Raw genomic sequence first — 12341 nt, forward strand, 5'->3', positions numbered from 1 at the left:
GCGTCATCACCCATGCATCGGGTGGCGGCCGCCGACGGTGAAAGCACAGCATCCGGTTCACTCGGATGCCGCGCGAAACTCTCAGGCCACAGACAGAGGGGGAGTTCACGGGCGCCGAAGGGCGTCCCCCGTCCGACGACCGGGAGAACTCATGTCACACCCCGCACCACCAGATACCGCACAGGCGGCCGCTGAACCGAAACGCTCGCCGCTCCACGATCGACACGTCGCGCTCGGGGCCGCGTTCACAGACTTCGGCGGCTGGCAGATGCCGGTGCGCTACGCATCCGACCTCGCCGAGCACCACGCGGTGCGGCAGGCAGCCGGCCTGTTCGACATCTCACACATGGCAGAGTTCCTGGTCACGGGAGAGCACAGCGGCGCGTTCCTCGACTACGCGCTCTCGGGCGATCACTCGGGCATGCGGGTCGGCAAGGCGAAGTACTCGCTCGTGTTGACCGAGAACGGCGGCATCATCGACGACGTCATCGTCTACCGCATCGCCGACGACCGGTATCTCGTCATCGCCAACGCCGGCAACCGGGATGCCGTTGCCGACGCGTTCGCGCTCCGCGCCGCGCGGGCGCCGGTTGCGGCATCATTCCTCGCGGAGCCGAGGATCGACCGCGGCGTCACGTCGTTCGCGGTCATCCCGGGCGTCTCCGATACGGCACAGATCGAGGACGTGACCGACCAGTTCGCGCTCGTTGCCGTGCAGGGCCCCGCGGCGCAGGAGATCGTGACGGCAACATCCGGCATCGAAGGCGTTTCGCCCGCGCTCGCGGACCTTGGCTATTACGCCTGGGCTGCCGGATCCTTCGCTGGCGCGCCGCTTTTCATCGCCCGCACCGGCTACACCGGTGAGGACGGTTTCGAACTGCTCGTGCCCCATCGCGCAGCGGGAGCCCTCTGGGACGCCCTGCTGGTCGCGGGAGCGCCGCGCGGCCTCGTACCCGCGGGCCTCGCGGCCCGCGACACCCTGCGGCTCGAAGCCGGGATGCCGCTCTACGGCCACGAGCTCTCGCTCCAGACGACTCCCGCTCAGGCGGGCCTCGCGCGCAGCGTCGCCGGCGGCAAGCCGGACTTCGTGGGCAAGCGGGCTTCGCAGTCCACGGATGCCGACCGTCGCGTGCTCGTCGGGCTGATGTCCGAGGGCCGTCGTGCCGGACGTTCCGGCTACACCGTCATCAATCCGGCTGCTGATGATTCCCCTGTCGTCGGCGAGGTCACCTCCGGCGCGCTGAGCCCGACCCTCGGGCACCCGATCGCTCTGGCGTTCGTCGATCCCGCCGTTTCCGCGCCCGGCACCGACCTGGCGATCGATGTGCGCGGCACCCTCATCCCTGCATCCGTAACGACCCTGCCCTTTTACCGGAGGACGACATGACCGACCTGACCACCCTGAAGTACACCGCCGAGCACGAGTGGCTGCGCCTGGAGGGCGATGAAGCGGTGATCGGGATCACCGACTACGCGGCCGACAAGCTCGGGGACGTCGTCTTTCTCGAGCTCCCGGGCGTTGGCGATGGCGTCTCAGCCGGCCAGGTCTGCGGTGAGATCGAGTCGACCAAGTCGGTCGGCGAGCTGTTCGCGCCCGTTGACGGGGAGGTGCTCGCCGTCAACCACGAGGCCGTCGATGACCCGTCCGTCGTGAACTCGGATCCGTTCGGCGCTGGCTGGCTCATGAAGCTCAAGGTCACGCCCGCCGACATCGAGGCGCTCCTTGACCGGGACGCCTACGTCGCCCTCACCGGCGGCGCTGCATGATCGTCGGGTCCTTCGCCGAGCGCCACATCGGAACTGACGCCGCTGCTCAGCGCGCAATGCTCGATGCGCTCGGCTACGAGAGCGTCGATGCGCTCGTGGCGGCGGCGGTTCCGGCATCCATTCACGCCGCTGCGCGGGACGGGTCGCGTATTCCGCATGCCGCGACCGAGGCCGAGGCGCTCGGGGAGCTGCGGCGACTCGCCGCGCGCAATCGGGTGTCACGGTCGCTGATCGGCCTGGGCTACTACGACACGCTCACTCCCGCCGTCATCGCGCGGAATGTCTTCGAGAACCCGTCGTGGTACACCGCCTACACGCCCTACCAGCCCGAGATCTCGCAGGGACGTCTCGAGGCGCTCATCACCTTCCAGACGATGGTGACCGATCTCACCGGGATGGCGACTGCCGGCGCGTCGATGCTCGATGAATCGACAGCGGTGGTCGAGGGAATGCTGCTGGCTCGCCGCGCCTCGAAAAGCGCCTCGAGCGTGTTCCTGGTCGACGCTGATGCCCTGCCGCAGACGATCGCACTGCTGCGCCACCGCGCGGAGGCGCTCGGGATCGAGGTCCGAGTCGTGTCCTTCGATGAGCCGGAGGCGTTTCCCGAGGCCTTCGGTGGGTTCATTCAGTACCCCGGTGCGTCGGGCCGGGTGTGGGATCCGAGCGAGGCGATCGCGGCGATCCATGCTCACGGTGGATTGGCCGTGGTCGCCGCCGACCTGCTTGCCATGACGCTGCTGCGCTCGCCCGGCTCGCTCGGCGCCGATGTGGCAGTCGGGACCACGCAGCGCTTCGGCGTTCCGATGGGCTTCGGCGGACCCCACGCGGGTTACCTCGCGGTGCGGGCAGGCCTCGAACGGCAGCTGCCGGGGCGCCTGGTCGGTGTTTCGGTGGATGCCGACGGTCGCCCCGCGTACCGGCTGTCGCTGCAGACGCGCGAGCAGCACATCCGTCGTGAGAAGGCGACGTCCAACATCTGCACCGCCCAGGTCCTGTTGGCCGTCATGGCGGCGATGTATGCCGTCTATCACGGTCCCGAGGGGCTGAAGCGGATCGCTCAGGGCGTGCACGCGAAGACCGCCCTGGTCGCCGGATCGTTGCGCGCGCGCGGCGTCGAGGTGCTGACGGGCCACTTCTTCGACACGGTCCAGGTACGGGTCGCGGATGCCGATGCCGTCGTCTCGGCGGCGGCGGGGCTCGGCATCCTGCTGCGGCGCGTGGATGAGATCACGGTCGGGATCTCAATCGATGAGGTGAGCGCTGCCGATCCGTCGATCGAGGCGGATCTGCTCGCGGCGTTCGGCGCTGCGGGCGAGATCCGCGCGGTGGAGACACCGGCGGAATCTCCCGCTGGTTCAGCCTTCACTGCGCTGGCCGCGGTGCGCATGTATCCCGACGCGCTGCGGCGCACGGATGCCTACCTCACGCATGAGGTGTTCCACGCGCACCGGTCCGAGACTGCGATGATGCGCTACCTGAAGACGCTTGCCGACCGCGACTACGCGCTCGATCGCGGCATGATCCCGCTGGGCTCGTGCACGATGAAGCTCAATGCCGCTACCGAGATGGCGGCGGTCTCGTGGCCCGAGTTCGCGCGGATGCATCCGTTCGCTCCGGCATCCGACGTCGAGGGCTACCTCGAGCTGATCGATCAGCTCGAGACGTGGCTGGCCGAGGTGACCGGCTATGACGCCGTCTCGGTGCAGCCGAACGCGGGGTCCCAGGGCGAGCTTGCGGGCCTGCTCGCGATCCGTGGCTACCACCGCTCGCGGGCCGACGAACAGCGCACCGTGTGCCTCATTCCCTCGTCCGCTCACGGCACGAACGCGGCATCCGCCGTGCTCGCCGGGATGAGGGTCGTGGTCGTCGCGTGCGACGAGGCCGGGAATGTCGACCTCGACGATCTGCGCGCGAAGATCGCCGAGCACGCCGACACGCTCGCTGCCCTCATGATCACGTACCCGTCGACGCACGGTGTGTACGAGCACGAGGTACTGGCGATCACCGCGGCCGTGCACGAGGCAGGGGGACAGGTGTACGTCGACGGGGCGAACCTCAACGCGCTCGTCGGCTACGCGCGCCTCGGCGATCTCGGTGGCGATGTGTCGCACCTGAACCTGCACAAGACGTTCGCGATCCCGCACGGCGGCGGCGGTCCGGGTGTCGGTCCTGTGGCGGCCAAGGCGCACCTCGCGCCGTTCCTGCCCTCGCATCCGATGGCACAGCGGGACCGGCATCCGTCGCTCACGGATCCCGAAGGCGCGATCTTCGCCGGGGGTCCGATCTCGGGCGCGCCGTACGGTTCGGCATCCATCCTGCCGATCTCGTGGGCGTACGTCCGGATGATGGGCGCTGAGGGCCTGCGTCAGGCGACCGGCAGCGCGGTCCTGGCGGCGAACTACATCGCGGCCCGCCTGCGCGAGCACTACCCGGTGCTCTACGCGGGAGAGAACGGGCTCGTCGCGCACGAATGCATCCTGGATCTGCGCCCCCTGCGGGAGGCGACCGGGATCACGGTCGATGACGTGGCCAAGCGCCTCATCGACTACGGATTCCACGCGCCGACGATGTCGTTCCCCGTCGCGGGCACGCTCATGGTCGAGCCGACCGAGTCCGAGGATCTCGGCGAGCTCGAGCGGTTCATCGAGGCGATGATCGCGATCAAGGCCGAGGCTGACGCGGTGGCCGCGGGGGAGTGGCCCGCGGGCGACAATCCGCTCGTGAACGCCCCGCACACAGCCGAGGCCATCGCGGTCGGCGACTGGCAGCATCCGTATTCGCGTGAGCGGGCGGTTTATCCCGTTCGCTCCCTGGTGCGCTCGAAGTACTGGCCCCCGGTGCGCCGCATCGACCAGGCCTACGGCGACCGCAACCTCGTCTGCGCCTGCCCGCCCCCCTCCGCCTTCGCCTAGCCCCCGCCCACGAGCCCGCCGGCCTCACTCTGCATCCCAACGAGAATCCGTTTTGGCGCCACCGGACGTGTCTCCCGAGCGAGTTTTCGGCGCCGAAACGGATTCTCAACACAGGATCACGGGAGAGAGCGAGGGTTCGTCCGCAGAGTTGCCAGGAGTTGCCTCGCGGGAGCGGCCACCACCGGCACGCCCGCACGTAACAGCTTTTCGCGCAACGGTGCTGCGCGGATCGCGTCGCGCCACTCCCACCGGACGAAGCCCCGGACCTGTTCGCGAAGGCGATCCTCGCGACGCTTCTCCTGAATGACCTGATCGACGACGGTCTGGGCAGACTCGGCTGCATACTTCGCGTACCCGTCCATCTCACCGATCACCGCCATCCGCCTCCAGAAGAAGTCGACGCGGTCGGTCCCGCCCTGCCTGCGGAACGCGACCTGCAGTTCTGGAAGCTCGAACCCGAGCCAGGTGATGACCGCGCGACTCACCGACTCCGCGACGGATTCGGCGAGTGGATTGGCGGCGTCGAGCACCCATTCCGCGCGCGACACTCCGCGCCGATTGCGCTGCGCGGCCAGCAGCGATCGCACTGTGACCACGTCGGTGAGGCCGAGCTGTCTCGGCGAGATCGCAGCGTCCATTAGGGCGAGCGCGAAGGCCGGCGGTAGGACCCTGAGCAGATCGAGTGTCGTGTGGGCGGCATCCGTGGTGTGCAGCCCCGACGCATGGCTAGTGATCTCGCGAGGGTCAGCGCTGGTGTGAATGACGAGATCGCCACGGCGGGTAGATGTGGCGCGGTCGAGGTCGAAGCAGTGGACATGCCGAGGCTCGCCGAATACAGGCAGGCCCCAGAGTGCTGCCGCGGACTCGTGTGAGAAGACGATGTCCGGGTGCCTGGCCGCCGCTGCGTGAACGCGAGCGAGATAGCGCTCCCATGGCGCCAGGGCAAGCCACTCCTCGTCGCGCACGCGAACAGCCGGCCGCAAAAGGTGGAGGTTCTCGCGCGATCGGGAGGGGTGATCGCCGCGTCCGCTCAGTAGGAGCGCGACAGGGGGCGAAGCGGACGGTGTCGGCATCCGTCAACGCTCCCCGGAAAGGTTGCCCATGACGGGAACGCCGCACGCAGCCCGGGGACGAACGCTTCTCGTCTGCGTCGGGGGAGGAAGGGTGTCACACCCATGAAAATTCGATCCGGCGCCCGGATCGCTGACGCCGGATCGAATTCTCGGCGCCGGATTGAATTCTCGGTAGGGGGCGACGGCTAGAAGACGCCGGGAAAGAGGGTCACCGCGAGGGGGTAGCCGATGAAGGCCACGATATCGATAAGGGTGTGGGCGATCACGAGCGGCATGACCCGACCCCACCGGCGGTAGCACCAGCCGAAGACGACGCCCATCGCGAAGTTGCCGACGATCGCGCCGAAGCCCTGGTAGGCGTGATACGCGGCGCGAAGACCGGCCGTGGTCAGGATGATGGCCCACCAGTTCCAGCCGAACCGGCGGAGGCGATCGAACATGTACCCGAGAAAGATGACCTCTTCGGTCAGTCCCGCCCGTAGCGCCGCAAGGATCAGCAGCGGAACGGTCCACCACGCGGCATCCAGCGGCGAGGCGCTCACCTGAAGCGTGATTCCGAGCGCGCGGCCCGCGACATAGAGGGCGAGACCCGGGATGCCGATAGCGGCGCCGAGCAGGAGCGCCCGGGCCACATCGCCACCGAACCGCGAGAAGTCCAGACCGATCCGCCGCAGCGCATTGGACCCCGGCTCCCACAGCAGGTAGATGACCAGCGCCACCAGCGCCAACCCGAAGAAGATGTTGAGGAACTGGTACAGGGCGTTCCACAGCGCCTCGGCGTCCCGATTCGGGTTGAGCTGGGTCTGCTGTTGCGCCAGAGTCTGGTTCTCTTGCGCGGCCCGGATGAGCGACCGCGTGAACGACAGGATGCTGTACACCGCCGACTGGCCGACGGTGATCGCCAGGACGATCCAGACCTCCCAGGTCAGCCGCTTACGTGTTTGCCCGTCAACGCGCGAAACGTTCAGCACTTCGCTAACAACGGGAGGCCGCTTCGGGGGGTGCACCTTGTCAGATTGCCACATGCAACTCCCACCGAGTTAAGGGTATGTAACTTTTCGGCCTCAGGTTTTGAACAACTCACAGCTCGCGCTTAGGGTTTTTCCATCCGTGCCGGGGTCACTCATGCCCCCGGCACATAACCCCTTGCACAGGAGGAAATGTGAAGATCGCACGTCTTGCGGCGGGCGTAGGCGTCGTTGCGGTGGGAGCACTCGTGCTCGCCGGCTGCAGCAACCCCTACCAGTCGGATGTCGTGGAGAACTCCGAGGTCACCGTTGCTTACAACGAAGGCTTCTTCCACTTCAACGATGACAGCTCCGCTGGCAACAACACGGCCAACGGCAACATCAAGTACATGACCGACACCACGTTCGGTTATTACAACAACACCCCTGAGTGGGTGCGCAACACCGACTTCGGTTCCTACGAGGTCGTCAGCGAAGACCCGCTGACGGTCGAGTACACGATCACTGCTGACGCGGTGTGGTCCGACGGTGTGCCGATCGATGAGGCCGACATGCTGCTGCAGTGGGCGGCGATCTCCGGAAACGTCAGCGACGCGTTCTCGCCCGCTGCCACCACCGGCTACAACCTGATCACCCAGACGCCCGAGACCGGCGACAAGACGATCACCCTCGTCTACGACGAGCCCTACGTGGACTGGGAGCTCGTGAACCCCCTCGGCGTGTCGGCTCACGGCACGTACGCCCTCGCGTTCCCCGAGGAGTACGCCGACGTTCAGGCCGCCTGGGACACCTACTCGGCTTCGGGTGAGCAGGGCGACTGGGACAAGTACAGCGAGGCAGCCAAGAGCTTCGCCGAGACTGCCAAGCAGAAGGTCGTCGACGCGATCACCAATGGTGACGATGCAGTGCTTGACGCACTCGGAACGGCATGGGGCGACGCTTACGCGTACACCACGCTGCCTGACAGCCCCGCTGCGGCGCTGACCAGCGGCGCCTACACGATCGAGGAGACGGCTGAGGACCAGTACACGACCCTCGTCGCCAACCCGCTCTACACGTGGGGCCCCTCGCCGAAGTTCGAGCGCATCACCGTTCGTGCGATCGGCGACTCCACCACCGCCCTGCAGGCCCTCGAGGCCGGCGAGCTCGACATCTGGACGGGCCAGCCCACCGCTGACATCCTCCAGGTCGCCGAGGGTATCTCGACTGCCGAGGTCCAGACCGGTGTCCAGGCCTCGCACGAGCACGTCGACCTGACGGTCAACAACGGCGGCCCGTTCGACCCGGCTACCTACGGTGGCGACGAGGCGAAGGCTCTGGCGGTGCGCCAGGCGTTCCTGAAGACGATCCCGCGCCAGGAGATCGTCGACAAGATCATCGTCCCGCTCAACCCCGACGCTGTGGTCCGCAACGCGAACCTCGTCAGCGCGGCTGACACGGTTCGTTACCCGATCCTCACCGCGGACAACGGCTCGGCCGACTACGCAGAGGTCGACATCGAGGGTGCCATCCAGCTCCTCGCCGACGCTGGTGTCACCACGCCGATCGAGGTCGGTTTCTGGTACCCCGAGGGCAACGTCCGTCGTGGCCAGGAGTTCGAGCTCATCGCGGCTTCGGCTGCTCAGGCGGGCTTCCAGCTCGTCGATGAGAGCGAGCCGAACTGGGAGTTCACCGACCCGTCGATCAACCCGATCAACCCGCACGACGCTGTGATCTTCGCCTGGTCGCAGACCAGCCTCGCCGTGGGTGGCTCGGACCAGATCTACGCGTGCTACGACTTCGCGGCACCGGACACCAAGGGTGGAAACTACAACGGTTACTGCAACGAGGACGTCACTTCCGCACTGAAGACGCTGAACGTGACCTCGGACTACGACACCCAGACCGACCTGCTCAACCAGGCCGAGATGGGTATCTGGTCGGATGCCGTGACGATCCCGATCTTCCAGTTCCCCGGCCTGCTCGTCTCGAGCGACCGTGTGACCGGAGTGAAGGCCATGCCGCTGAGCCCGGACTACTTCTGGAACTTCTGGGAGTGGGCTCCGGTCGAATCTGAGGGTTGATCCCTCCTTCGGGGGAAGCGGCTCAGCCGCTTCCCCCGAAGTCGACAACTAGCGTGGGCGCCGAGGTGACCCCTCGGCGCCCACAGCTGTGTCGCGGCGACCGGCCGCGACTCAGCATGCCGTAGTACCTTTGGGCAAAGCTCTGCCCTGAACGGAACATCCATGACACCTGAGTCCGCGAATCCGCGAGGCGGAACGTGCTGACGTTTCTCCTCAGGCGACTGGGCGCGATCCTGCTCGTGCTTCTCGTCGCGTCGTTCATCGTCTACACGCTCACTGCGATTGGAAGCGACCCGCTCCGCGACCTGCGTGCCAGCAGCGCTCCCAACCGCGACGAGCAGATCGCCTACCGGATCGAGATTCTCAATCTCGACCTTCCGCCCGTCATCCGCTATTTCACGTGGTTGGGCGGCGCCGCGCAGTGTCTCATCCTGCAGTGCGATCTCGGGCTCTCCTACACCCGCGGCAACCAGCCGGTCACCGAGGCCCTCGCCTCTGCCGCCGGATCGACGATCCAGCTCGTCACCGCCGCCACGATCATCGCGATCCTCGTCGGCGTCACGATCGGTATCCTCACTGCCCTTCGCCAGTACAGCGGTTTCGACTACAGCGTCACGTTCCTCACCTTCATCGTCTACTCGCTTCCGATCTTCTGGGTCGCCGTTCTCCTCAAGGAGTTCGGGGCGATCCGCTTCAACGAGTTCCTCGCCGATCCGAACGTGACCTGGCTCGCGGTGCTCATCACCGGCTTGATATCCGGTGTCGTGTTCATGAGCCTTCTGGGAGGGTCGTGGAAGACCCGGCTGATCACGTTCGGCTCGGCTTTCGTCGCCGCCGGCGGGCTCCTGTGGTTCCTCGGGGTCACGGGGTGGTTCGCGACACCGACCGTCGGCATCATCGGCGTGATCGTCACGGGTGTCGGCGCCGCTGTCGGCGTGACAGCCATCTCGACGGGCCTTGCCAACCGGCGGGCGCTGCTTGCCTCGCTGATCACTGTGGCGATCTGGATCGCGCTCTACTTCCCGTTGCAGTACCTGTTCTTCTACGTGCCCGAGGGATGGATGCTGGTGCTGCTGGGCATCGCCGCGATAGGCATCGGCATCGTGGTCGGGATCATCGTCGGAGGCGACGGCAAGCGGGAAGCTGCCCGCACCGCCGCGATCGTCAGCTTCATCACCTTCTTCGTGATCGTCATCGACCGGGTTCTGCTGGTCTACCCCGACTACGTGCAGCGGATTCCGCAGAGCGGTGTCATCGCGACGATCGGCTCGCGCACCCCGGGACTGCAGGGCGACATGTGGTTCCAGATCCTCGACGGGTTCTCCCACCTCGTGTTGCCGACGATCGCCCTCGCTGTCGTCTCGATCGCCGCGTACACCCGGTACACGCGGTCGAGCCTGCTCGAGGTCATGAATCAGGACTACGTGCGTACCGCGCGGGCCAAGGGGCTCACCGAGCGCACCGTGGTCGTGCGCCACGCGATGCGTAACGCGCTGATTCCGATCGCGACGATCATCGCTTTCGATATCGGCGCGCTGATCGGTGGCGCGGTGATCACCGAGACGATCTTCGCCTGGAAGGGCATGGGGTCGTTGTTCGTCGACGGCCTGGAAAAGGGTGACGTCAACCTCGTGATGGGCTTCTTCGTCGTCACAGGCGTCCTGGCAGTGATCTTCAACCTGATCGCCGACCTTCTCTACTCCGCTCTCGACCCACGGATCCGGGTGAACTGACCATGGCGACTTCACTTCCCACAGATGCGCCCCAGGACCGGGGCTCCGAGCAGACGATCGAACAGAAGGCCGTCGCCGGCATGAGCCAGGGGGCGCTGGTTCGCCGCCGGTTCTTCCGCCACAAGCTCGCGATGACCGCCCTCATCGTGCTCGTGCTCATCATCCTTCTCGCGTTCACTTCGGTAGGCACCGTCATCGGGGGTACGGGTTCCCTGCAAGCCGATGCATCTGGAACCCTCACGATCAACGGATGGCGCATCGAGGGCTGGTGGCCCCTGAACTGGTGGACCGCCTACCCCGTCGTCAACGGCGGGGCTCCGACGATCACGTGGTGGCCGTTCAGTCTCGGCGAGCACCCCTTCGGTCAGGACACCCTGGGCAAGGACGTGTTCGCGCAGGTCATGCGCGGCACGCAGCAGTCGATCACCGTCATGTTCCTCGTCGGCCTGGTGTCGCTCGTCGTCGGCGTGAGCCTCGGCGCCGTGTCGGGCTACTTCCGCGGTTGGTCGGACTCGCTCATCATGCGATTCACCGACGTCATCATCATCATCCCGATCATCGTTCTCGGCTCGATCATGGGGAAGCTGTTCGGCGGCAACGCGTTCGTCTTCGGGCTGTTCCTCGGCATCCTGAGCTGGACGGGACTCGCACGCCTGGTACGCGGAGATTTCCTCTCGCTTCGAGAACGTGAGTTCGTGGATGCCGCCCGGGTCGCCGGAGCCAGCAACGCGCGCATCATCTTCCGGCACATCCTGCCCAACGCGGTAGGTGTGATCATCGTCAACACGACACTGCTCATGAGTGCGGCGGTGCTGACGGAGGCGGCGCTGAGCTTCCTCGGCTTCGGCATCCAGTACCCGGATGTGTCGCTGGGTCAGATCATTTCGGAGTACCGCGAGGCGTTCCGCACGCGTCCGTGGCTGTTCTGGTGGCCGGGTCTGTTCATCATTCTGCTTGCCCTGTGCATCAACTTCATCGGCGATGGTCTGCGCGACGCCTTCGACCCGCGCCAGCAAGCGAAGACCAGCCGCCGCAAGGCCGCGCGTGCCGTCGCCGCGATCCCCTCGGTTCAGGCCGTGACGATGGTCGAGGGACCGACGTCGGAGTCCGATGAACCGTACTCGGATGAGTTCACCGACCTCGGCGGCAGGTCGGGGCCGCCTGGCGGTCGCGGCGACAGGCCGGGTGATCAGCCGTGAGGCAGCACGAGGCTCACCGCGGCGGCGGCGGCAAGCGCGGTGGTGCCGGCGATCAGCAGCGGATGCCACGTCAGCGCGGTCTGGCCAACGGCCGCGGTGCCTTCCCGTCGGTGACGCTCCAGCTCGCGGCGCACGAGGCCGGCGGCGTCGCCCGATGCGGTTCCTTCGGCATCCGACGGACGGCGCGTGTCGTCATCTCCCGGCGTGTGAGTCACGTCGGCGCGCTGCGTCGACAGGGCTTGGCGGGCGCCGGGCGCGGGCGCTGCCCAGGCGCGGATGACGCGGCCGCCGCGCGTGCGGATCGTGAGCGCGAAGCGCGAATCGACGCTGTCGATGTCACCCCAGGGCACACGGTACGTGCGCACAAGGTTGCTGATCTCGACGAAACCTTCCGACACGCGAACGTACGGGCGCAGGTACAGCAGCCAAGCGCCCCAGCCGAGCAGGACGACAGGCCACGCCCAGCGGGCGAGATCGAGAAGACCGCCGTCTATGGCGATGAACACCAGCGCAGCTGCCGCGATCACCAAGGCAATCGCGGCGATGATCATGCCGCCGCGAGGGCGAAGAGTGACCGGTTCGGGCATGCGCCCATCCTGACACGGGAGAACGAACGATGACCTCTG

At 66.8% G+C, this 12341-nt stretch carries 9 protein-coding genes; 6 read left to right on the plus strand and 3 right to left on the minus strand.

The features are described from left to right. Positions 1–151: 151 nt before the first annotated feature. The 3 genes from BGO47_RS03095 to gcvP are packed head-to-tail and all read left to right on the plus strand — an operon-like array spanning position 152 to position 4679. On the plus strand, positions 152–1387 hold the full coding sequence (locus tag BGO47_RS03095) for a glycine cleavage system aminomethyltransferase GcvT (protein WP_292708466.1): 1236 nt from the start codon (positions 152–154) through the stop codon (positions 1385–1387). Next, a complete protein-coding gene (gcvH, locus tag BGO47_RS03100) occupies positions 1384–1767 on the plus strand; it encodes a glycine cleavage system protein GcvH (RefSeq protein WP_292708468.1) in 384 nt (127 codons plus the stop codon). Before BGO47_RS03095 ends, gcvH begins: the two co-directional genes overlap by 4 nt. Beyond that, positions 1764–4679, plus strand: coding sequence for an aminomethyl-transferring glycine dehydrogenase (gcvP, locus tag BGO47_RS03105; protein ID WP_292708470.1), 2916 nt, complete (start codon positions 1764–1766; stop codon positions 4677–4679). The genes gcvH and gcvP overlap by 4 nt, the downstream gene beginning before the upstream one ends. 116 nt (positions 4680–4795) lie before the next feature. Here gcvP and BGO47_RS03110 read toward each other — a convergent pair whose 3' ends face one another. After that, complete coding sequence (locus BGO47_RS03110) at positions 4796–5644, minus strand: hypothetical protein (protein WP_292708472.1); 849 nt, start codon at positions 5642–5644, stop codon at positions 4796–4798. Positions 5645–5937: 293 nt separating this feature from the next. Continuing rightward, positions 5938–6759, minus strand: a complete 822-nt coding sequence (locus BGO47_RS03115; protein ID WP_292708474.1) for a CPBP family intramembrane glutamic endopeptidase — start codon at positions 6757–6759, stop codon at positions 5938–5940. Positions 6760–6914: 155 nt separating this feature from the next. Here BGO47_RS03115 and BGO47_RS03120 point away from each other — a divergent pair, with 155 nt between their 5' ends. The 3 genes from BGO47_RS03120 to BGO47_RS03130 all read left to right on the plus strand — a co-directional run bounded on the left by BGO47_RS03120 (position 6915) and on the right by BGO47_RS03130 (position 11715). After that, positions 6915–8783 carry an ABC transporter family substrate-binding protein gene (locus BGO47_RS03120; protein ID WP_292708476.1) on the plus strand — a complete coding sequence of 623 codons (1869 nt, stop codon included), beginning with the start codon at positions 6915–6917 and terminating at the stop codon, positions 8781–8783. Positions 8784–8980: 197 nt separating this feature from the next. After that, positions 8981–10516: an ABC transporter permease gene (locus BGO47_RS03125; protein ID WP_292708478.1), complete on the plus strand. Its 1536-nt coding sequence runs from the start codon at positions 8981–8983 to the stop codon at positions 10514–10516. Between the two features lie 2 nt (positions 10517–10518). Beyond that, positions 10519–11715 carry an ABC transporter permease gene (locus tag BGO47_RS03130; protein ID WP_292708480.1) on the plus strand — a complete coding sequence of 399 codons (1197 nt, stop codon included), beginning with the start codon at positions 10519–10521 and terminating at the stop codon, positions 11713–11715. Here BGO47_RS03130 and BGO47_RS03135 read toward each other — a convergent pair. Then, positions 11706–12302, minus strand: coding sequence for a PH domain-containing protein (locus BGO47_RS03135; protein WP_292708482.1), 597 nt, complete (start codon positions 12300–12302; stop codon positions 11706–11708). The genes BGO47_RS03130 and BGO47_RS03135 overlap by 10 nt on opposite strands. Positions 12303–12341 lie beyond the last annotated feature (39 nt).

The sequence above is a fragment of the Microbacterium sp. 67-17 genome, from assembly GCF_001898325.1.
GTDB lineage: Bacteria > Actinomycetota > Actinomycetes > Actinomycetales > Microbacteriaceae > Microbacterium > Microbacterium schleiferi.

What these genes read in the sequence shown, in the direction of transcription:
- BGO47_RS03130 (WP_292708480.1), top strand. Translation starts at nt 10,519, where the DNA reads ATGGCGACTTCACTTCCCACAGATGCGCCCCAGGACCGGGGCTCCGAG.
- BGO47_RS03135 (WP_292708482.1), bottom strand. Translation starts at nt 12,302, where the DNA reads ATGCCCGAACCGGTCACTCTTCGCCCTCGCGGCGGCATGATCATCGCC.
- gcvH (WP_292708468.1), top strand. Translation starts at nt 1,384, where the DNA reads ATGACCGACCTGACCACCCTGAAGTACACCGCCGAGCACGAGTGGCTG.
- gcvP (WP_292708470.1), top strand. Translation starts at nt 1,764, where the DNA reads ATGATCGTCGGGTCCTTCGCCGAGCGCCACATCGGAACTGACGCCGCT.
- BGO47_RS03095 (WP_292708466.1), top strand. Translation starts at nt 152, where the DNA reads ATGTCACACCCCGCACCACCAGATACCGCACAGGCGGCCGCTGAACCG.